Here is a 23042-nt window from a genome sequence, read left to right as displayed (position 1 = left end):
TGATCTATATTACCTGTTTATCTTGCACTTTTTTCTCCCTCGCGCCATCTAAACCTATGCCACGCAATATGTGATTGATTTTTCAGCAAGCCCTATGTAGTGGCAGATTTGTATCAAAGACGCTGGCGAATTGAAGATATCTTTTGTACAGTAAAGAGACTTTTAAATTTAAGTTATTTATGGACAGGTTTGCTCAACGGAATCCAGATTTAAATCTGGGCTAGTTGGCTATTTTATGCGATTTTGATAGACTTAGGGGATGCCGTTGACCTCTCAACGTACCTTCTACAGTTGCTTCTAAAACAAAACCGTTTTATTGGCTCTACAACCCCTATTCATTTTGTTTGCTCCTGAATATAATTTGAATTAAGCCGATCGCACTTTTAGCACTCCCCGGTCAAAAACCCGCTTGTCAGTACCGATCGCACTGACAAACATCCGGTCTTCATAGACATCAAACGTCGCAAAACTCAGGCGGCTAGCAGAAAACTCCGTCCACTCAGAACGCCCCACCGGACGAGTCCCTCCGCCAGCACCGCAAATTAAATAAGTCGTACCGTCAATCGAGCGGGTGCGTTCGTAACTGTGTTCGTGTCCGTTGATATAAAGCTGCACGCCGTATTTTTGAAACAAAGGCGTCAAAGTCTTAATAAAAGGTTGATTCAATCCATACACGCCAGAGGAATAAATCTGGTGGTGACCGAACACAACTTTCCAGGGTGCAGTGCTTTGGCTTAACTCTTTCTCCAGCCAAACAAGCTGATTTTTCCAGTCAGCATTGTCATTGGTATCTAATGCAAAAAACTGTACCGGATCGCGCCGAAAAGTATAGTAGCGACCTTGCATATTAAAACCCGGATATTTAACTTGCGGGTCGCCGTTAGCAGTGCGAATGTCGTGATTTCCCAAACAAGCATAAAATTTAACGCCTTGCTGCAATAACGGCTGATAAGGCTTCTTAAAAACAGCATTAATTTTTTCAATTTCGCCGTTATTGTAGATATTGTCGCCGGCGAGAACAGCTATGTTAAAAGGATTTTCCCGGTGATATTGCGCCATCGCCTCAGCCACAGCATACTGACCTTCAGCGCCGGTACCGGTGTCGGCCAGCGAAATAAAGCGTAAAATAGGCGGTGAGGCCGGCAATGGGACGATCGCCCTTTGGGCCTCAAGGTTAGAAGGCACAGCAGCATTGGCGTCTTTACCCCAGGAAGTCCGAAGCTGAAGCATTTTCGAGACTCCGGCCAAACCTAGGGCGCTCAGACTGCCTAAAATTAGAAAGTGACGGCGTTTGATGCTCATGAGAAATTTGGGTAGAACTAATGAAATGATAAATTAAGGATGAGATGGCTCACCTAAAATTTATCCTGTTTAGATATATTTGTAACGCTCCAAGGCAGATAAAATGTCAGAAGAACCACTAAACCAACCAACTCCAGAACCGTTTGAATCTCCGACACCGGAGGTAGATTCCCCAGCAAAGTCGGCCGCGACTCGCACCACAGCTAAAAATGCTAGCAGTTCTGTTCCCACAAATGAGAAAATCAAAGCTTTGATGACCTCGATTGGGAATTTGGGAAAAGGGGGAAAAAAATTAGCAGCAGAACCTCCTTTGCAGCCCCAAAAGCCCGCACCAACTGCTTCCAACTCAGCAACAACTCCTCCTCCGCCTGCGAAAGTTAACAGCGTTCCCCCGCCAAAAGCTGGGGTAAAATTCGCTAAAAAGCCTGTATCTAAACCCGCGGGCGGGAGTTTTTTAGGGAAAGTCGGCGTACTTTGGCAAAGTATTGTGCGGTTAGTTCGATCGTTCCTACCTGCATCTGCGAACGCCAAGCTGTCCGATCCAATTTTAAACGCCTCCTTAGCTGCAATTCTCATCGTTGCGATCGGTTTAACTTTCAACAGTTTCTCGGCAAAACCGCCCCAGAAATTAGCAAAAGCGCCTATCCCAGCAGCACAGCTATCCCCAACCTTTGACGATTTTGTGGCGCCAGGAACAGCGAAATCCCCAGAGGCGATCGCAAATTCTCAGCCTACACCCGCTAATTTTAAAAGCAAATTGCCCGATTTAGCAGCGCCGAAAAAACCGGAACCTGTAGAAATTCTCCCGCCGCCGCCACTGACGCCGGAACAGTCGCTGATTGCGGCGATTCAAAATCAAGTTGCTGAAATTACTAATCGACTGGGCGGCGGTTTAGTTAAGTCTGTTGATGCTGATTTCTCGATCGGTCTTTTGACTGTCAAAGTCGCTGAAGATTGGTACAAACTCAGCGATGTAGAGCAAAATCAGCTCGCCAGTCAAATGTGGAAAGAAGCTAACTCACTGGATTTCAGCAAATTACAAATTGCAAATCTGGAAGGTAAGTTAATAGCGAGAAGTCCGGTTGTTGGCTCGGAGATGATTATTTTAGAAAGAGGAATTAATAAAGTTTAAATTCGGGAGCATCTCCTTTTTACAAATCTATTCGTAGGGGCGAAGCATTTCGGCAGTAAATCTCTGATTCTGGTTCATAAATTATGTGCCGAAATGCTTCGCCCTTGCCACAATGAGATGCACCGTTAAATTCTCTGTATCTGCAAACAGTCAGATCCGTCTGAAAGTCCAGGACGCAGCATCAAATTAGCTAGGTTTGTAGTGAGGACTTCAGTCCTCATCAAATGAGAGAAGACTGAAGTCCTCACTACGAACCTTAAAAAGTAGATCTACACCAGAGATTAAATTAATTAATTTTGAGAAAAATTGAAAAATGACAATTTTAACTCAAGTCCAACAAGTAGAAATTAAATATTCCAGCAGCGATGGAGGTGCGATTGCTGAAAGCGACATCGGGCGCCATTATATAACTTACGGCTAGGTGAATCCCGCAAACCCATTTTCACCAACCTATCACCAAGTCACCCAAACCATCCCAGTCGGCACAGCCCCAAGCGGTTTGCGGCAAATCGCCCTTAGCAGCGACGGCAAAAAGCTATTTGTTACCGCACCAAACGGCGCGAACAGCAAGATTTACGCCGTTAACATCGACCCCAAAGACCGACCAATCAGCCCCGGCGCGAACCCCAAAAAATGGAATCAATTAATTGGAACTGTAACAGCCGATGAAGGCGTAGAAGGATTAGCTGCTACGGTCGATCCGCTGAAAATGACATTTACAAACAGCGGCAAAGATAGCAAAGGATTTGGGGTACTGGATATTACCAATAACGACCCCGTAAGTTTTGCTGCTACTACTCGCTATACAAATTTAGGGCTGGGTTCAACTTTTGATTACTTCGATGTGAATGAGGGAGTTTCGGTAACAGTTTTACCGGATGCGAGTTATGCGTTTGTTGTGGGTCGGAATGCGGATACGAAATTTTTCGGTCAGGAAATACCCAGCATAGATGGAGACCCGCGGGCCGGTAGCAATATCGGCATTATCAAAAACCCGCTGACGAATCCGCAATTAGTAGCAGCAACTCGACCAATTCCAGATGGATTTGCTACAGACTTAGCGCTGTCAAGTGATAGCAAGTTTCTTTACGCTTCCTATCCAAATTTAAGCGGTGCGAATGGCAAAGTTTATGTTTTTGATGTGGAGGAATTTGTCAAAACGCTGACCAACCCCAGTCAATTCCAAGTAGATAATAAAGGTCGCTTGGCGGCGATTCCAATTGATAATATTAATCCAGCAGTTAGTGTTGCTGCTGATTTTCAGATTCTGACCGACGCGAACAATCAATATACTTACGGCGTGCCGCCGGGAAGTAAGAAAGCTCCCGTTTCTGTGACTAACCCTCGCGGTTTGGCGGCGACACCGCTGGATTGGCTGGATTTGACAGGGCCTATTGGTACTAGCGAGACTTCAGAAAATCCCCTTACCCCAAAGTTCCAATGGACTTTTGACAATCTACCTACTCAGGACATTGAAGAGGTTAATCTCTTCGTCAGCGTGTTCGATGAAGGTGAGGGTTTATTGCCCTGGGATGAAGTTGTCGATTTACCCGACCCTGACGGTAACGAATTCCTCTCCAATCAAGGATTGAGCAAACCCCAGCAGTTAGATTTACTGACAAAACCTTGGAGTACATCTTCTTACCACGGTCAAGAAAACGATTTCAATCCCAACCGCATTTTAACTGCGACTTGGCAGAAAGATAGCACCAATATCGGCAAGTGGACTTTCGATGGCGGTAAAACATTTACTCAGGGAACAAATACCAGCTTTACGCTTCCTCCCAGTCTCAAATTGACTGCGGGCCAGGAGTACAATTGGGCTGTTGAAGCTTGGAATAAAGAAGGAAAACGCAACGAGGAGTTTGGTAATTTCTGGACGCCGCTACCGCCAGCCCTCAACGGTGATAATACCTTCAGCAGCGTCACTGTGCTGACTCACGGCTTTAAACCTCCTTTTAGTCCTCCCTTTTTCAATAACCCTGGAATTCCTTCAGAATTTTATCAACTGGGTAATAGCATTGCCAATGCAGGTATCGACGGTGGCGGTTTGATGATGAGGTACGACCTGCCTACAGGTTACTGGGTTCCTGTCAACAAATATGGTGCAGTGCCCGGAGACTTCCCATCAGGTTTGAACCCGCAAAACGATCCGCAATATCTCACTAAATTGGAGAGTTATATAGCTCCCTACCTTGACAACAATGAACCGTTAGTGCTGCTGAATGACTGGTCGCAAAATAATGAATCGGCCGTTCCTGATTCAGGCTTCACAGAGGCGGCAGCAGATGCTTTCTTTACTTCCCTCGTGCAGTTGGATGGAGTGTTGAAGGATGAAACTAGCACGGCTAAACAAGGCGCACTTTTCAATTCCCCGCTGCACTTTGTTGGTTTCAGTCGAGGTACTGTTGTTAACAGCGAAATTATTCAGCGTTTAGGTTCTTATTTTCCTGATGCTGGCGGCAAAGAAAATTCCAATACTCGCGACCTTCAGATGACAACTTTAGACCCCCACGATTTCGATCAACCGGGGCTAGATGTGGTGACAGAGAATTTCGGCGATTTCCGCGAGCCAAAGGTTCAGGTGTGGAAAAATGTCACTTTTGCGGATAATTACTATCAGACAGTACCGAATTTATTAAGCGGTACGGTTTCGCCTGCGGGTCGGGATATTCCGAATCTCCCGTCTACTGAGAATGGGAAAACAGCCCCCGGACTTAAGTTGCCGCGAGAAGGTTGGAGGTCAGAAAATCCCGATGCTACAGCTCCGCTGTTGGGAAAACCGGATTTGTCGGTTTTTCTGGGAACTAATAAAAACAACCCAGATTATAATAAAAGTCGTGCTGGGTTTACCAAGGAAACAGATCCTACTGTTGGTATTGCTGGAAGGGGAGCTGTACACGGACGTGTTTTGAGCTGGTATGGGGGAACATCAGACCTCTTTCCAACTAACTTCCCTTTCAATGAAGACTTAGATGTTAATCCTCTTTTCCGCCGACGCGGCGATGGGTATCGCGAACCTTTATTCGATAAGGACTTTTCATTTGGCGGTACTGTTTTGACAGACTCCGCTCGCGTTAGCCCTTGGTATACGCCGGAAGAGCGTTTTGAACACGGTGTTGATGCTGCTCCTTGGGAGGGAATTGGTACGGGGTGGTTTTATTCGGTTTTGGGTGGCGGTTCGGAGTTGCGTCCCCAAACGAATGTAGAGCGTATCCCGGTTGATTTTGACAATACTTATGATGCCAGGATGCGGGGAGATGGGGCGGTTCCTACTTTGTTTAATGGCAATTTTGATGCTGTTTTCAATCCGCAGGGTGGTAATCGGACTATTTTTTCTGATGCGATTCCTGGTTGGTCTTTGCATAATGGTGAAACGTCACCGAGTGTGTCTACCAGCAATCTTGTTGATGTGAATCAGTTATCTGCAACAGAAGCTCCAGCTTTGCACGCGGAACTCGATAGAATTGGAGTCGATCGAACTCAAGCAAATTATGCTCTGAAGCTAGAATCAGGAAAAAGTATTACCCACAATCGTTTTGTTGTACCTGATTGGGGAAACTTACGGTTTGACCTCCATGTTCCCGAAGCAGAACTAGGTTCGGGAAGAAGTGTTTTGGTCACTTTGTCAGCAGCAGATGGAAGTCCTTTAGGCGTTTCATCATCGATCAACTTGAGGCGAGCGAATCGTACAAGAGGTGCATATTTAGCAGATACACAAAGGATTGATTATGGAATTCAAGGGTTTGAGACTTTCCAAGTAGAGGTGCCTGACAATTTGCGCGGTCAAGTAGCAACTCTGAAGTTTGAAGTTGTTGGTGGCGGTAATGTTTACTTAGATAATGTATTTTTTAAAAGCCAACATCTACTGTTTGGAAATCCCTCAGATGCAAGGAACACAACTGATCTTGCTATTGCGGAGCGCAATAACTATTTGCTAGAGAAAGCACAGTTTGCCACTGCTTATGATGACAGCAGTAAAACTCCTAAATGGGTAAGTTGGCAACTGAATCAAAAGTGGCTGGGTAGTGTTGCGCGCTCAAATCTCAGATTTATCGAAGATCAAAGTATTCCTGAAACTTGGGGTCGGGTCAAAAATGAGGACTACAGCAACAGTTTGTATTCAAGGGGTCATATGCTACCTTCGTCTCAGCGAACTAATAGTGAAAAGGACAACATAGCGACTTTTTTGATGACGAATGTAGTTCCACAGCATCAAGATAACAACGATCTCAGCCTAGATGAAAATCCGCAAAGTCCAGCATGGACGAGTTTTGATGATTTGCTTGCATCCACTACTAATATTGACTCAAAAGAGCTTTATGTTGTCGCTGGGGGTTATGAAAGCAATCTAAATCCTCAACGTATAAGCCATAGAGCAAGACCCAGCAGATTAACAAATCCCCAGATTCTTACAAGCAAAGGAATCAATATTCCTGGTTGGACTTGGAAGGTCGTACTGGATTTAGAGCAACCAGGACTGAATCCTGCTAATGTCACAATTGCTAACACTACAACTTACGGCATTTTGACACCCAACGAGGTTGAACCAGCTCACGTCCCAACTAATCCAAATGGATCGGTAGATGCCAATGGAGATTTCCCACTTCCAGTTCCTCACCCATTCAATACTTTGTTGGGGTTAAGTCTTCCAGACATACAAAACAAAGCTGCTTGGAGAGGAAATAATCGAATCATAAGGCTGATCGTCTAGACATCAAACAAATTAGCCTGGAAAGCTTGCTTAGCATACCAGGCTATTGACTTTTAATAAAGTCTATGAGTTGAAGATGATTTGACTTTTTCTTATATCAAATCAATCTTAGACCGTGCTAATGAGATAATCAAAGTATATCCTACCATCTCCAATACCCTTTTCCAGCAAAACCGATCTATCAATCCCTTTAGGAGCAATCGTCATTCCTAATAGTACCATCAGGCATAATGGTATTGCAGAAAATCACACGACCTTCTCCGGTGGCTGCAAATTCTGCACCCATTAGATTGGCTCTAGTCAGGTTAGTATCAATCAATCGCGTACAATGCAGGTTGGCTTCTCTCAAGTCGGCATCAACCAGTTCGCCTCCCAGTTCGGCATAATCTAAGATAGCGTCCCTCAAATCGGCAGCAATCAATATAGTACCCAATAGGATAGCAGATTCTAGGTTCGTACTACTCAAATTAGCACCGCTGAGATTAACAAAACTCAAATCGGCTCTAGTCAAGTTAGCACCGCTGAGATTGATACCACTCAACTCATTCTGACCTGGTGGGAGGTCTCTAATATCACCCACGTTAGCAACGTTTAAATCAGCATGACTTAAATCAACTCCAGGGAAATTTCTCTCTCCCGCAGCGTAACGCCTATATAGTTCTTCAACATCCATAGCTGTCTTGTTCAAGCTGTTTATACTTTTATAATAGCACTGTCACTTTTACTTTTACTTTGTATCAAAACAAAGCTGCTTGGAGAAGTTAGCAAACATGGAAGCTGACTGTTAAGCAAATCGAGGAGTTGACTGAGCTTAACTTTTTCTCAAATATCCCCGACGAGATTGAGGAAATAATCGAATCAGAAAGTTGATGGTCTAAATTTCAAATAAATTAGCCGGGAAAGCTGACTTTGCTTACCAGGCTATTAACTTTTAATTAATTAAAACCTAGCGAATATAAATAATTGATCGAAGGCAAAAATATCTAAAAAGCCACTCCATCAAGCATTACTATTACACGCTATTACACAAATTATTTAGGCTACTCATACTCTTCATTATTAATAGTACCATCAGGCATAATTGTATCACTAAAAACTACATACCCATCTACATGAACTTGAAATATTGCCCCCCTCAAATTAGCTCTGGTCAAGTGAGCATAAGCTAATCTCGTACAAAACATACTGGCTTCTCTCAAGTCAACATCAATTAGGTTGCATGCCAGTTCAGCATAATCTAGGATAGCATCACTCAAATTAGCACCAGTCAATATCGTGCATTCTAGAGTAGCAGACTCTAGGTTTGCACTGCTCAAATTAGCACCGCTGAGGTTAACACAAATCAGTCTGGCTCCGGTCAAGTTGGCACCGCTGAGATTGATACCGCTCAAATCATTTTTACCTGGTTCGAGTTCTTCGGGATATCCCACTTTATCAAAGTTTAAGTCAGCATGACTTAAATCTACTCCTGAGAAATCCCTTTCTCCCGCAGCATATCGCCTATATAGTTCTTCAACGTCCATAGCTTTCTTGTTCAAGCTGTTTATACTTTCATAATAGCACTGTCACTTTTACTTTACTTTATTGGGGTTAAGTCTTCCAGACATACAAAACAAAGCTGCTTGGAGAAACTGGCGAACATGGAAGTTGACTGTTAACCAAATCGAGGAGTTGACTGACCTTGACTTCTTCTCAAATATTCCAGACGAGATAGAGGAAATAATCGAATCATAAGGCTGATCGTCTAGACAGCAAACAAATTAGCCTGGAAAGCTGACTTGGCTTACCAGGCTCTTGACTTTTAATAAAATTTAGAAGCAGCAAAAGGGAATACTTCTAGTTTAGATCCTAACCGCGTTGGCGGTTGCTATACTTATTTCTTTCGGGCCAATTTTTACTATTAATAGTGCCATCAGGCATGATCGTATCGCAAAAAATTAAACCATCTTCTTCTGTCATGACTTGAAATGTTGCCCCCATCAAGTTGGCTCTGGTCAGGTCAGTACCAATCAATCGCGTACAAAATATACTAGCTTCTCTCAAGTCAACATCAATTAGATTGCATACCAGTTCGGCATAATCTAAAATGGCTTTCCTCAAATCGGCACCAGTCAATATCGTACATTCAAGGGTGGCAGAGTCTAGGTTCGCACTACTCAAGTTAGCACCGCTGAGATTAACACAACTCAGATTGGCTCTAGTCAAGTTAGCACCGCTGAGATTGATACCACTCAACTCATTCTGACCTGGTTGGAGGTCTTCCATGTATGTCACGTTAGCAATGTTTAAATCAGCATGACTTAAATCAACTCCAGGAAAATCTCTCTCTCCCGCCGCGTAGCGTCTATATAGTTCTTCAACATCCATAGCTGTCTTGTTCAAGCTGTTTATACTTTTATAATAGCACTGTCACTTTTACTTTTATTTTGTATCAATACAAAGCTGCTTGGAAATAATCGAATCATAAGGCTGATCGTCTAGACATCAAACAAATTAGCCTGGAAAGCTTGCTTAGCATACCAGGCTATTGACTTTTAATAAAGTCTAATTTTCATTTTTATTAATACTGCATTTACTAAAGCTCAATATTAGCCGATCGCCCTTTTAGCCCTTTGACCCCTTCTGCTCTTCAAAAGTACGATTCGACATACATAATTTAATTTAAAAAAAGCGACATCCATTTTGTTGCTCTCAAAAAAAAGGGAAGTCTATTTACCTTAACTATTGTTACGCACTCTGCCATCGGGCATGAGGGTTTCCTCAAAATGGCAATCTCGAAATTTAACCCCGAATATATCATCTTTCACACCGAAGTCGGCTTCCCGGAAGTCCGTTTTAGTCAACTTGGCTTCATCAAAATCAACACTGTGTAACCTAGCTCCCTTGAAGGTTGCCTCCGTCAAATTATTGCAGATAAAGCTGAAACTGCCTATTCTTGCCTTATTCAATTTGGCTCTACTGAAATCGGCACAGAAAAAACGACTCTCAAATAACCCAGCTCCCGTAAAGTCGGCTCCGCTCAAATTGGCATGGGCAAAAACTGATTGGAAGAAACCGGTTTCCCGCAAAATAGCATTGCTCAAATCTGCTCTTTCAAAATTGCTTTGATCGAAATCAACCCTAGTCAAGTCAGCTCCTCCCAAAATCACTCCATTCATGTAGGGCCCGAGCTCTTGGATATTACTATTACGCAAAATAATACCGCTCAAATCCAATCCTTTTAATTGTCCGAGCTCCCAAGACCTGCGTTCCCGGCTGCAATTGGGACTCTCTACCATCAAGCCGCTAAAATTTCTTTCCCCAGCCGCATAACGATTGATGATATCTGTAAACAGCATCTTTTGCATTTGGAAAATAGCGGTATCTATCTGCGCTCCCTGAAAGTTGGCACGTTTAGTTTTCGCGCCAACCAAGTATGTCATGCTAAAATTTGCCGAGGTACAATTAGCATCAATCAAATAAGCATCCGTCAAATCAGCTCCCCACAAATTAGCGTGACTGAGATTAGCACCTTCCAAGTCAGCCAGTCCTAAGTCAGCATCACTGAAGTCAGCTTCTTCTAAGCAAGCATTACTTAAGTTAGCGCGACTGAGATTAGCAGTGCTCAGGTTAGAAGAAGCTAGATGCGCTCCGCTGAGATTGGTTTCTCTCAAATTAGCACCTCTCAAATCAGCGCCACTGAGCTCGATGCCACTCAAGTCCATGTTTGCTAGATTGGCATCGACCAAGCTAATTTCCGAGAAATCTCTCTCGCCATCGGCATAGCGTCTGAGCAATTCTTCAGCGTCCATAACTTTCGACCTTTATCTATTTACACTCTTAATAATACTACTTTTAAAAAAGCTATTCTACTCCCGGGATTACACTATTCCAAATAGTACCATCGGGCATGATGGTATCTTTAAAGTGAGCATCTGTAAAAATAGCCATTTCAGATTTGTTAGCTCTAATTTCATCCAGATCCAACTCAGTACCAAAAAAGTTAGTTCTCGTCAAGTCAGCCCGATAAAAACGAACTCTATCTTTAAACTTAGCATTCCTAAAATCACTATCGGTTAAGTTAGCATCATCAAAACTTGTCTCAATCATCTTGGCTCCACTTAAGTTTGCTCTACTCAAATTCGCGTCGTAAAACTTAGTCTCCTGCAAATCGGTTTGAGTCAAATTCGCCCCTGTCAAATCCGCTCTGCCAAAGTTAGCTCGCCACAGACAAGCTCCGCTCAGGTTAGCCCCAGTCAAATCAGCATTTTCAAAATGTGCGCGGGCCAAGTCAAGGTCGCTCAAATCTGAGCCACTAAAATTGATTCCTTGTCCGTACAAAACCAGATGTAGCAAGTCACTTTCCCTGAAGTTAGCTCCACTCAAGTTCACTCCACTTAAGTAGCGCTCCTTAGATTGCTGGTCACCACAACTGTTTTCTACTGTTGTATATTCTGATATATTCTGCTTCTTTTTCTTCTTCGTTCATGACTTTATTTCTAGAATCTGTTGAGAATAAAAATGACGGATTAGTCTTCACTATTCCAAATAGCGCCATCGGGCATGATGGTATCTTTAAAGTAAACGTCTTTGAAAACAACCCTTCCAGGTTTGTGATCGTTAACTTCACTTATTTTAAATTCAGTGCCAAAGAAGTTAGCTCTCGTCAAGTCACACTTAGAAAAACCCACCCCATTTTGAAACTTAGCATCCCTAAAATCACTATCAATTAAGTCACAAAAACCAAACCCGGTGTCAATCATTTTGGCTCCACTAAATTTGCATCTACTCAAATTAGTCATGTGAAAACCAGTTTCCTGTAAGTCACTTCTGCTGAAATTTGCCCCAGTCAAATTCGCTCTGCGAAAGTTAGCCCGCCACAGACAAGCTCCGCTCAGGTTCGCCCCACTCGAATCCGCATCTTCAAAATGCGCGTAGGCCAAGTCGAGGTCGCTCAAATCTGAGCCACTAAAATTGATTCCTTGTCCGTAAAAAACCAGCCGTTGCAAGTCACTTTCCCTGAAGTTAGCCCCACTCAAGTTTACTCCACTAAAGTAACCATCCTTACACTGATCGCCGGTCAAGTTCACTTGAATTAGACCACAACTGTTTTCTACTGTTGTATATTCTGATATATTCTGCTTCTTTTTCTTCTTCGTTCATGACTTTATTTCTAGAATCTGTTGAGAATAAAAATGTTGATACTACTAAAATAGCTCAATCTTTGAAGGCTCACAAGGAAGAACAGCAAGCGCGGCTGGCAGCGGAGTCAGCTTTGCGATCGCTCTTAACTCAAGTTTTAAATTCTGGGATGAATCTGGAACAGGTGGCGCAAATGATGAATTTATCGACTTTGGAGGTGAGACGATTGGTTGGAGAAAACTTTTGAGTGCATTGACAACAGTAAGGTGCGCGGGAGCACCTTACTTGACAAAATATTAACAGTCAGCAGTCAAGAATTAATATCATGTCCCGTCGAACGACCATAATAAGATTGGTTTGTAGTGAGGACTTCAGTCCTCGGATTTGGATGCGGACTTGCATTCCTCACTACAAACCATTTTTAGGGCTGATAATTGACACGGTGTGACTAAAGTCTTCACTAGAAACGGTTTTTAGCGTAATTGACAGGGCATATAGCCTTTCTCAAAAAGATGAGGTATAACTGACAGCTCGATAACCGCTTAGACGTATAGGGCCCAAGCCCAACAACATACCTCATATGAGAGCTAGATTCGCTATAATATCAATTATTATTTGAAAGGCTTGTTAGTAGGTTTAAAACCTTGTTTTTGAAAATAGGTTTTAAATACTTCGTGAGCAATTGGTGCGGCCGAGACGGCACCAAATCCTCCGCCTTCGACTATAACTGCGATCGCAACTTCCGGCTTGTCAGCGGGAGCAAAACCCACATACATCGAATTGTCAGGATGACCTGGCATTTCCACAGTCCCTGTCTTGCCAGCACTTAAAGGAATTGTACCGTCATTCAGACCGCGGCCTGTACCCTTTTTCACCACGTCCATCAATCCTTCTTTAATCACCTTTAAAGTAGAAGGTTTAATTCCTGTGGGGATTTTTTTCGTGAGGGGTGTATTGGTTTGAGAAGCCAATAAGTGCGGCTGCACTCGATAACCGCCATTAGCAACAGTTGACACCATCACAGCCAATTCTAGGGGAGTACAAAGTACCAAACCCTGACCGATCGCCATTGTGACGGTATCGCCCACATACCAATCTTCCTTGTACATTTTCTTTTTCTCTGCTGGCGTGGGCACTTGACCGTGATTGGCACCGTCTATCCCCAAAATATCTAAATTAATCGTCCCGCCAATGCCCATTTTAGACGCCCATTTCGACATTTGTTCCGGGCCTGCCGCCATGCCTACTTGATAGAAAAATGTATTGCTGCTAAAGGCCAAAGCATCGCGAAAACCGATAACACCTTGACCCGCGCCGTGTTCGTTGAAAGAAATGCCACCGATCGTAATTGAAGAAGATGATACTAAAGTCGAGTCAGGAGAAAACTTGCCCGATTCTATGCCGGCGACAGAAGTTACAATCTTAAAAGTGCTGCCGACTGGATAGCCTTGAACTGCCCGATTTAAAAATGGTTTTTCTGGCCCTTGCAGTCGATCCCATTCTGTTTGAGTCACCTTGCGGGTGAAAATGTTGGGGTCAAATGTCGGCCAACTAGCCATTGTTAAAAGCGCTCCGGTTTTCACGTCGATCGCTACAACGGCACCCAGGCGATCGCCCAAAGCTTTTTCGGCAGTTTTTTGCATATCTAAATCTAAAGTTAGCTGCACGGGTTTGCCGGGAATAGGCTCTTTTACGCCTAAATCTTGAATTTCCTCGCCCTTAGCGTTCACCTCGATCAAACGGTTCCCCCAAACGCCTTCTAAAGTTGGATTGGCTAACTTTTCAACTCCCATTTGACCGACGATCATCCCCATTGGATATGCAGGATTAGCTTTTAATTCGTCTAAAGTAGCTTCACCGACGTACCCCAAAAGGTGAGCTGCTAATTGCTGGTTGGGATTGTCGCGGCTCGATTCTACGCGAATTTCAACTCCCCGCAAAGTATTGCTTTGTTCTCCCAAAGCGACGAAAGTAGCGACATCGATATCTTTACTAATTCGCACTGGCAGGGCTGATTTGTAGCCGGCTACATCGATTTTTTTGATGATTTCGGTGGCGGGAAGTTTGACGATCGGGCTCAGTGTAGCCGCGACTTCTTGCCAATCCTTTGCCGATCGCTCTTTTGGCCACAAATACACCGATCGCGATACGCGGTTCGCCGCCAAAATTTTGCCGTTGCGATCTAAAATTTGACCGCGAGTCGCTGCGACTGAGACAGGGCGAATGCGGTTATTTTCCGCCCGCTGTCGGTTGTAGGCTCCCTGTACCAGTTGCAATTCGGCTAGACGAAACATCGGCATCGTCACTAATGTAGTGACGATCAGCATAAAAATCATCACTTGGAGCGATCGACTCCGTTGCTGTGCAGGATTGTCCGAGGTATTTTTGTTTAATCGGACTTTAGAGTTAAAAGAAAAATCGCTAGCCATATTAATTAATCTGCTCTTTGATTGAATTAACAGGCAGATCTAATTCTCATCCGGATTATTTCGGGGAGGATACAGCGATGACAACTTTTAGCTCTTTAGTGACCGACATAAATATGCCTATTGGCAGATACATAAATACGTAAAATCCCGTACAGTTCTTGTTCTACAATTTCCTATTTATTTTCCTATTAGCATAAATAATTGCTTGAAAGCCTCTGGGTTTGGCGTAGAAATTAAAATCAGACGATTCATTACTCCAATCCTCGGACTTCCAGGTAGAGGTTGCCCTCAAGCGGTCAACTGTCAACTAAGAGGGCTCTCACGGGGGCACTGCCCCTACAACAGATCAACTGTCAACTGTCAACTGTCAACTGTCAACTGAATGAACGACGCATAGGCTGTCACCTTAATATCAATTCCAGTAATATCTCCACCGACAACAACAGCCGTTGCTCCTAAATTCAATGCTTTTTGAGCCATGGAGGGCCCAGAGATTCCGCCTTCGCAGATAACGGGAATCTTGAGCTTTGCTACCATTTGCGCTAGCAAATCAAATCCGGGCGGCGAGAAACTTTCTGTTTGGGGTGTGTAGCCAAAAAGAGTAGTACCGACAGTATCTGCACCAGCTTCAGCAGCGGCGATCGCAGATTCTATAGTATCTACATCCGCCATGACTAATTTCCCTAATTCTTTGTGAATGCGATCGATTAACGTCTTTAAGTCTTCGCCAGCAGGGCGGTTTCGCAAAGTCGCGTCAATGGCGATAATATCTGCTCCTGCAAGTGCGATCGCCCGTGCGTCTTCAAACCGAGGAGTAATGTAAATCTCGCATCCCGCCAATTGCTGCTTCCAAATGCCAATTACGGGAGCCGATACCTGTTGTCGCACCGCTGCAACGTGAGCCGGGGTGTCAATCCGCACGCCCGATGCCCCTCGATTGATGGCGGTGCGAGCCATTGCTGCAATCACGATCGGATCGTGCAGTGGCGAATCAGCAGGTGCTTGACAAGAAACAATTAATCCTGTGGGAATTTGACAGTTAATCATGGGGAATTGGGGAATGGGGAATGGGGCATGGGGCATGGGGCATGGGGCATGGGAATGGGGCAAACAGGGCATTGGGAATTGGGCTTTTTTTGTAATTTATTCCCTGTGTCCTATTGAACTCAAATAGGCGTTAAGTTTTGGTAGTAATTTATCAACAATTGGTTTAAATTTGCTTACTTCTTCGCTGGTGATGAGTTGTCTAGCATAGGCTAATCTTAACCAGTTTACGGTTTCGTACAAAGAGCCTCTCGCAATTTTTACAAAACGCCGATTATCTTGGTCACTCTAACGACCTCTTCCTTCAGGAATATTAGCACAGACACTATCAGCAGACCGAACGATCTGTTTGCCGATCGCATCTTTTGTGAAGTAATCCCATTTTTTAACAATCTCCCAAATCTGATTCGCCAAACTTTCCGCCAACTTATAAACTTCTAATTCCTCAAAATCAGGTCTTCCCATAATTACCTCAAAAACTCAATTATATTAAATGCCCCATGCCCCATACCCCATGCCCCATGCCCCATGCCCCATTATCCATTAATCCCGGCCATTAAAGAAAGAATTTTGTCAAGCAATTGCTCGGGGTGAATCGGTTTAGCCAAACAATCGTTAGCTCCCGCCGTCACAAAAGATATTTCATCTGCGGGAATTTCTTTAGCGCTTAAAGCCAGAATTTTGAGATTTTCAGTAGCGGGTTTTTGGCGAAGTTGTTGAATTATTTCGCAGCCGTTCATCCCGGGTAAACGCATATCCACAATCACAGCATTGGGCTGCAAAAGTTCAATTTGTTCTACCGCCGCCGAGCCTTCAATCATCCACACTACCTGCATTCCTGCGGCTGTCAGGATATCGCAAATCAGCATGGCAGTTTCTTCATCTTCTTCTACGAGGACGAGGCTGCCCCGCAAGGAGGAAGAGTGCAGCGGTAAAGATGAATTCGATTTTTCATATTTGAATTTTGTGGATTCATCTTTGCTTTTAGTTTGCATTGGTATAAAAACTGTAAAAGTAGAGCCAACATCAACTGTAGAGTTGACTTCGATCGCGCCGCCGTGAAGTTCTACTAATTGTTTGGTCAATGCCAATCCCAAACCGGTGCCGCCGTATTCGCGGCGGTAGGGGGAATCTAACTGCTGGAATTTTTGAAACAAGAGCGATCGCTGATCTTCGGGAATTCCAATGCCGGTATCTTTGATTTGAAAAACAGCGGTGCTACCTGGGGGTGCAGTACCGGGCTGTCGCACTGCTGGCGTCCGAGTTTTATCTTCTGTCACCCACACTCGCAGGACGATTCGCCCGCCTTCGGGAGTAAATTTAATCGCATTTCCTAAAAGATTGAACAGAATTTGTCTCAAGCGGCGCGGGTCTGCGGTGAAGCGATCGCACTCTTGTTTGATCCGCTGTTCTTGCACGAGTTCCACGCCTTTAGCTATAGCTTTTTCTTTGAAGGCGTGCAGGCTCTGAGAAGCTAATTTAGAAATTGAAAATTCACTAATTTTTAATACTGCTTTTCCTGCTTCTACTTGCGATAAATCTAAAATATCGTTAATTAATTCTAATAAGTGGTCGCCGCTGTCCCGGATAGTTTGCAGGTACTGTCGCTGTTTGGCAATTGGTACTTCTTTGGTGCCAACTTTGCCGTAAGACCACCGCAGCAGCGTGTCCGAAATGCCGATGACGCAGGTGAGGGGAGTCCGCAATTCGTGGCTCATAGCTGCCAAAAATTCGCTTTTGGCGAGGCTGGCAGACTGGGCGGTAGCAAGGGCATCGCGCAGTTCTTGCGTTCGCTCTATGACGCGCTGTTCAGAGGTACACTTTTGCTGCTGGACTTCTGCATAAAGTTCGGCTTGGTAAATGGCGATCGCCAAATGTTCTGCTATTTGCCGCAAAAATGTTTTTTTGCTTTCTTCCCACTCGCACACAGTACACTGGTGGGCGATTAGCAGCCCCCACAATTCGTCTTGAACTACGATCGGTACTAGCAACTTCGCCCGCACCTTCGCCCGCCGCATCAACTCTAAAAAACAAGAGTGCGAAGAGTAAGTTATTTCCACATCAGTGACGCACAAAGCCAAACCTTTGCGATATTTCTCTCTGTCAATGACTCCATCGGGAAAACACTGGGCGCCTTCACTAAAATTCAGTACAGACGAGATAGCATCGCTGGCTAAAGCTTCGTAGGTAACGCGACCTAAATACAAGTAAGAACCGGGATTTTCTTTGACTTCGCCAGAAACCGCCATAGGTATTTCTTTACCTAATTCGGCATGGTGGGGGGCTGGCACTTTTTCAAATTGATAAATTAACAGGCGATCGACATCCAAAAACTCTCGCACTCTCGAAACTGCTTTTGACAAAATTACTGGTAATTCCAAACTCTGGCGGATTTGAGTTGTCACCTGATTCAAAAGTCGCTCTTGTTCTAGCTGCTGCTGCAAAGCATCTTCCACAGACTGACAAAATGAAATGCAGGGACTGGCAATTTGTAAGTGATTGACGGCTTCGGCAATCTGGTGGTGTAGCGTTTCTGGAGCGATCGGTTTTAACGCTGAGTTTCCCTCTATTTCTGTTGGGAGCTTTAGGGGCAGGGGACTGTTTTTGCTGGCATCGGTAGCGAGAAGATCCAGCAAATTTAGGGTGAATTCGCTTTGTAAAATTGCCGAGTTCGGCTGTATGTTCTTAATTGCTTGTTTGAGGGCGCGAATGTCAATTTGTCTTGGCGGTGCGGGCGTTATTTCTGCGAGTTTGTCTGCGAGGGGAGAGAGGAATTTGGCGATCGCCCCTGGATCGAAAGTCAAATCCACATTTAATTGCGAAGTGAGATGTTTTTCACTGTGTTTGCGTCCGTTTGTTGCCAACTCATCTAATGCCTCGCCCCGCAGCAGCGCGCTAAACCGAGCTGATACCACTGCTGCAAACCTTTGGGACGAGTTTCCTTCCCCATTTTCAGGATTGGCGATCGCATCGTCGGCGAGCCAAATCGCCCCCGGGAGTTCAGCCATTTGCTGTAACAACTGGTAAGCAGCCTCAAAGGTTGCGATCGGCAAAGTTCGATTTAAGGTTTTTGGTTTCAATCTAGGTATTTTCCCGGTTGTTTTAAAGGACAAAATATGAATGCCGCTGTTTTGGGGAGGGAACCAGGGGCGCAGCAGACGGGGCCGCTCCAAAAGACTTGAGATCAAAGAAGTCAGTCGATTTTAGATCTTAGATTTTAGATTTTAGATTTACTTGCAGCTTCGTGAATCACCGGAGCAGGAACTTCGAGCTAAGATTTTGGGCTGCTCGCAACTTAAGTCGCGCGCTTGTATCCGTTTTTCTGCGGTGTCGTGACTCAAATAACGTAGCCAGTTAAGGCTGAGGCTGGTCAACACAGCTTGCGAGATATTACTCTTACAAGCTCAGTTCTTTTAAGACTGGGTTGCTGACTACTTTAAACAATCTTAATCCAGTATAATATCAATATATAATTTGTTAACTTCTACTTAACACTATCCGGGTAAATGAGCAATCCAACTCAACTCACCCCCGATTTCACGATCGGACATCTGCCGTGTCACCACTTCCAAGTCAGTGCTGCAACTCCAGGACAGGTAGTGGCTCAAAGATTCGAGCAAGAACCAGACCTACCGGGAGTGATTATTACTCACGAATCACAGGTATTGGGCATGATTTCTCGCGTCAAATTTCGAGAACAAATGAGTCTCCCCGATCGCGTAGAAATTTACGGTCAGCATCCGATTCGAGCCTTGTTAGATTTTATGAGAATACCGCCTTTGCTGATGGAGGAAAACTGGAAAGTTGAGGATGCCGTACAAGCGTCTCTCAACAGGCATAAAGATTTAATTTATGAACCAATTATTGTGGTAATGGACAATCAGAGTTTCCGCCTTTTGGACGTTCGGACTCTGGTGATTGCCCAGTCTAAAATTTTAGCTCAAGCTAACAAGCTTATTCAAAAATACAGAGTAGAAAGACAGAAATATATGGGAATCATTCAACAAGAACAGGCAAAATTTTATGAATGCCAGGAGTTGCTAAAATCCCAACACCTTCAAGCCCAAGTATTGCAGAATACTCCGAGTCGCGAGCAAGTGACACTGGTCAAACAAGCTGAAGAAATTTCTCAAATAAATCAGCGATTTGTGAGGATTGCGAAGTTAATTTCTTCAGAAGGCCGCCAAGCATTTCAAGCTACTTTTCAAGGTGCTAATTCTATTTGCAATAATACACAGAAAATTTTGGGTATTAGCAAAGCAATAGCTAATGATTTAGAAACGGTTAACCGCACTTCCCGAACCATCGGGGAGGCGATCGAACAAGTCAGGCATTTAGCAGTACAGGTGGCTGTAGTTACCAATCAAATGGGAAATCAGCCCAGCGGTCTGAGCAAGGTGAGTTTGGAAATTGGCAGACTGGCAAGTAAAACTTTTGAATTGGGGACCCAAATCGAGCAAATTGCCAGCCGATTTAAACTTCGGGTTCACGAACTCACGGAGGCAGCAAGAGCGGGTGCTAATGTAGCTAAATCGGTGACCATCAAGATCGATCGTGCGGAAATGGCTTTGTTAGAGTTGGAGGAATTAATAGCGGAAAAAGATTTCAATTCACCGACCGCCATTAAAGAAAATTTGGGAGTTAAAAAAAGTGTTGTTGCTCATTCTTTAGTTAAAGATTTAGAAGACGCTGAAGCTGAAATTTCTGAATGGGAAGATATAGTTAAGCAGCAAGATTCATCGCAATATCTGATTCAAAAAATTCAGCAGGCGCTGAAGTCGAAAAAGCCCTAAAATTCTAGGGCTCATCTGATTTAACTTTTCGATATGTATAGCCTTTCTAGCTCTCATATGAGGTACGAATGGGCATGGGGCATGGGCCAAACAGGGCATCGGGCATGGGGCATAGGGCATAGGGCATGGGGCATGGGGCATGAGGCATCGGCCAAACAGGGCATACTCACTACGCTTGAGAACCGCTATATAGGAGAAGGAGAAGGAAAAAGGAAGACGCCTTGAGTTATCGTCGTGATATCTGGAAAAAAGCTCGTGTTTCAAGAACTTCATAATCGTCGGGGCGGTTGGTCTGAAAAAATAAAAAGTAACAATTTTACAATTTGCACAATACTATTTGTTTGAAGGAGGTTAATACGAATAAATTAAGAGTTAGGCAACGCTATTTGCATCACAAGATTTTGATTTAAAGTCACAAGAATTGGTCAAATAACAGGCTAGGTTTATGAAAATTTTGCTAGTAGAAGATGACACAATTACAATCAATTTGCTGACCAGAGCGCTGAATGCTCATAATTACAATGTGAATACGGCGGAAGACGGCGAAACAGCCTTGCAGTTGGCACAAGCCTACGATTACGACTTGATTGTTTTGGATGTGCTGATTCCTAAACTCGACGGTATTAGTTTGTGTCGGGAATTGCGATCGTCCGGCTGCCAAATGCCGATTTTATTGCTGACAGCGCTAGATAGCAGTAACGATAGAGTTCAAGGTTTAGAAGCGGGTGCAGACGATTATGTGGTGAAACCCTTTAATCTCCAAGAATTAATTGCTCGAATTCGGGCTTTGCTGCGCCGGGGTAAGGCAAGTTTGTCGAGTACAAGTTTGACTTGGGAAAAACTGCAAGTCAACCCGGATACTACGGAAGTAACTTATGGCGAAAAAGTTCTGCATTTGACTCCCAAAGAGTACAATCTGCTGGAACTTTTTCTGAGAAATCCCCGGCGCATTTTCAGCCGCAGTGCCATGCTCGATCGCATTTGGTCGGCGGGCGAATTTCCTCAAGAAGAAGCCGTTACCGCTCATATCAAGGGGCTGCGGCACAAGCTGAAAGCAGCCGGGATGACTGTAGATTTAGTGGAAACGGTGTATGGATTGGGCTACCGGCTCAAAAGTCTGCCGGAGGAGATTGAGAGTCCAAAAGTTGCCCGGGATACGGCAGAAACTGCTAAAAGTCAAGAAAATGTACCTGCTGAATCGATCGCACACAGCCAGGAATTAAGCAACGATGAGCGCCGCCTCCAAGTCCTGAGTGTGGTTGCGGAAATTCGGGGCAAGTTAAAAGCTAATTTTATCGAAAAGGTGGTGATATTCGATCGCGCGATCGCCCAACTGAAAACCGGAACCTTGGACAACCAACTGCGGCGGGAAGCCCAGGAGCAAGCTCACAAATTAGTCGGTTCTTTGGGAACTTTAGGGCTGCCTAAAGGTTCGGAAGTTGCGCGCAAGATCGAACAGTTGTTCAAGGCCCAAAACATCTTTAAACCGGAGACTGCTCAGCAGATTGAGGATTTTCAGGATTTGCTCAAACAGATATTCGATCGCCCGCCGGAACCTGAAAGCGAGCTGGTTACTGCGGTTTCCAAAAAGCGCCGCATTCTGATCGTTGATGATGATACTTTGCAGAGCGATCGACTAAAAGCAGCAGCATCCGGTTCGGGCTTTGAGATAGAAGTTGCCACATCTGGGCAATCCGCAAGAAGCGCGATTTCTCAACAGCCTCCCGACGCGATTTTACTGGATTTGACATTTTCCAGAATTCAGGAAAACGGACTTACTCTCCTAGCCGAGCTCCGCACTGAAAAACCTGATATTCCAGTGATGATTTTTAGCGGGAACAATCAATTGAGCGATCGAATTGAAGTTGCTCGTTTGGGAGCTTCCGGCTTTTTACACAAATCTATCTCCCCAGCAGATATACTCAAATCAGTCGCCCAGGTTCTCGATCAAACAGGCGCTGCTGAAGCCAAAGTTATGGTAGTAGACGATGATGTGCATCTATTGGCTGCGCTGAAAATGATTCTACAACCTTGGGGATTGCAAGTCACAACATTAGAGCGGCCCGAAAAGTTCTGGGAGGTACTCGAAACCACTTGTCCAGATTTACTAATTTTAGATGTGGAGATGCCTGGTTATAGTGGTATCGAGCTGTGTTTGGCGGTGCGGAACGATTTGCGCTGGAGCAAGCTTCCCGTGCTATTTTTGACTGCTCATTCTGAGTCGGAAATAGTGCGTCAAATGTTTGTCGCGGGTGCTGATGACTACGTGAATAAGCCGATCGTGGAACCGGAATTAATTGCTCGCATCCTGAATCGTTTGGAGCGGACTCAACTCCGACACAAACTTGCTCTGACACAGTTGACAGTTGACAGTTGACAGTTGACAGTTGACAGTTGACAGTTGTCACGAAGGAAGAAGGAAGAAGGAAGAGTTGACAGTTGACAGTTGACAGTTGACAGTTGACAATCAAAAATCTTCAATCCCCAATCCCCAATCCAAAATCCAA

15 protein-coding genes and 1 pseudogene are annotated in these 23042 nt (G+C 44.5%); 5 read left to right on the top strand and 11 right to left on the bottom strand.

Translation table 11 applies throughout. The features are described from left to right. Positions 1-366: 366 nt before the first annotated feature. Positions 367-1302 carry a metallophosphoesterase gene (locus tag JGK36_RS31525; RefSeq protein ID WP_293175538.1) on the bottom strand — a complete coding sequence of 312 codons (936 nt, stop codon included), beginning with the start codon at positions 1300-1302 and terminating at the stop codon, positions 367-369. Positions 1303-1405: 103 nt separating this feature from the next. Here JGK36_RS31525 and JGK36_RS31520 point away from each other — a divergent pair, with 103 nt between their 5' ends. Both JGK36_RS31520 and JGK36_RS31515 read left to right on the top strand, forming a co-directional pair. Further along, positions 1406-2434, top strand: coding sequence for a hypothetical protein (locus JGK36_RS31520; RefSeq protein ID WP_293175540.1), 1029 nt, complete (start codon positions 1406-1408; stop codon positions 2432-2434). A 421-nt stretch (positions 2435-2855) separates the two neighbouring features. Beyond that, positions 2856-7148 (top strand): DNA/RNA non-specific endonuclease, encoded by a 4293-nt coding sequence (locus JGK36_RS31515; RefSeq protein ID WP_293201305.1) that lies wholly within the window; start codon positions 2856-2858, stop codon positions 7146-7148. A 190-nt stretch (positions 7149-7338) separates the two neighbouring features. Here JGK36_RS31515 and JGK36_RS31510 read toward each other — a convergent pair whose 3' ends face one another. From JGK36_RS31510 to JGK36_RS31485, 6 genes are all read right to left on the bottom strand, one after another. Next, complete coding sequence (locus tag JGK36_RS31510) at positions 7339-7821, bottom strand: pentapeptide repeat-containing protein (RefSeq protein WP_293175544.1); 483 nt, start codon at positions 7819-7821, stop codon at positions 7339-7341. A gap of 367 nt (positions 7822-8188) precedes the next feature. After that, positions 8189-8671 carry a pentapeptide repeat-containing protein gene (locus JGK36_RS31505; RefSeq protein ID WP_293175546.1) on the bottom strand — a complete coding sequence of 161 codons (483 nt, stop codon included), beginning with the start codon at positions 8669-8671 and terminating at the stop codon, positions 8189-8191. A gap of 325 nt (positions 8672-8996) precedes the next feature. Continuing rightward, positions 8997-9515, bottom strand: coding sequence for a pentapeptide repeat-containing protein (locus JGK36_RS31500; protein ID WP_293175548.1), 519 nt, complete (start codon positions 9513-9515; stop codon positions 8997-8999). A gap of 350 nt (positions 9516-9865) precedes the next feature. Then, a complete protein-coding gene (locus tag JGK36_RS31495) occupies positions 9866-10939 on the bottom strand; it encodes a pentapeptide repeat-containing protein (protein ID WP_293175550.1) in 1074 nt (357 codons plus the stop codon). A 52-nt stretch (positions 10940-10991) separates the two neighbouring features. After that, positions 10992-11588, bottom strand: a complete 597-nt coding sequence (locus JGK36_RS31490; protein ID WP_293201307.1) for a pentapeptide repeat-containing protein — start codon at positions 11586-11588, stop codon at positions 10992-10994. Positions 11589-11656: 68 nt separating this feature from the next. Then, positions 11657-12211 carry a pentapeptide repeat-containing protein gene (locus JGK36_RS31485; RefSeq protein WP_293201303.1) on the bottom strand — a complete coding sequence of 185 codons (555 nt, stop codon included), beginning with the start codon at positions 12209-12211 and terminating at the stop codon, positions 11657-11659. A gap of 77 nt (positions 12212-12288) precedes the next feature. On the opposite strand from JGK36_RS31485, the gene JGK36_RS31480 reads away from it, so the two are divergent. Then, complete coding sequence (locus JGK36_RS31480) at positions 12289-12516, top strand: hypothetical protein (protein ID WP_293189813.1); 228 nt, start codon at positions 12289-12291, stop codon at positions 12514-12516. Between the two features lie 364 nt (positions 12517-12880). Here the strand turns inward: JGK36_RS31480 and mrdA are convergent, their stop codons facing one another. The 4 genes and pseudogenes from mrdA to JGK36_RS31460 form a co-directional block, all read right to left on the bottom strand. Beyond that, on the bottom strand, positions 12881-14698 hold the full coding sequence (gene mrdA / locus JGK36_RS31475) for a penicillin-binding protein 2 (RefSeq protein ID WP_293199082.1): 1818 nt from the start codon (positions 14696-14698) through the stop codon (positions 12881-12883). 360 nt (positions 14699-15058) lie between these two features. Continuing rightward, positions 15059-15745, bottom strand: coding sequence for an N-acetylmannosamine-6-phosphate 2-epimerase (locus JGK36_RS31470; RefSeq protein WP_293175844.1), 687 nt, complete (start codon positions 15743-15745; stop codon positions 15059-15061). 96 nt (positions 15746-15841) lie between these two features. Next, positions 15842-16207: pseudogene (locus JGK36_RS31465) on the bottom strand (four helix bundle protein). Positions 16208-16278: 71 nt separating this feature from the next. Beyond that, positions 16279-18822 carry a GAF domain-containing hybrid sensor histidine kinase/response regulator gene (locus JGK36_RS31460; protein ID WP_293175562.1) on the bottom strand — a complete coding sequence of 848 codons (2544 nt, stop codon included), beginning with the start codon at positions 18820-18822 and terminating at the stop codon, positions 16279-16281. Positions 18823-19248: 426 nt separating this feature from the next. Between JGK36_RS31460 and JGK36_RS31455 the strand changes: the two genes are divergently transcribed. Further along, positions 19249-20535 (top strand): chemotaxis protein, encoded by a 1287-nt coding sequence (locus JGK36_RS31455; protein WP_293175564.1) that lies wholly within the window; start codon positions 19249-19251, stop codon positions 20533-20535. A 445-nt stretch (positions 20536-20980) separates the two neighbouring features. Then, positions 20981-22912 (top strand): response regulator, encoded by a 1932-nt coding sequence (locus JGK36_RS31450; RefSeq protein ID WP_293175566.1) that lies wholly within the window; start codon positions 20981-20983, stop codon positions 22910-22912. Positions 22913-23042 lie beyond the last annotated feature (130 nt).

This window comes from Microcoleus sp. PH2017_35_SFW_U_B, from assembly GCF_020737865.1.
Taxonomy (GTDB): Bacteria; Cyanobacteriota; Cyanobacteriia; order Cyanobacteriales; family Microcoleaceae; genus Microcoleus.
Note: the sequence above shows the minus strand (reverse complement) of the source record. Positions and strands in the feature narration are given on the sequence as shown.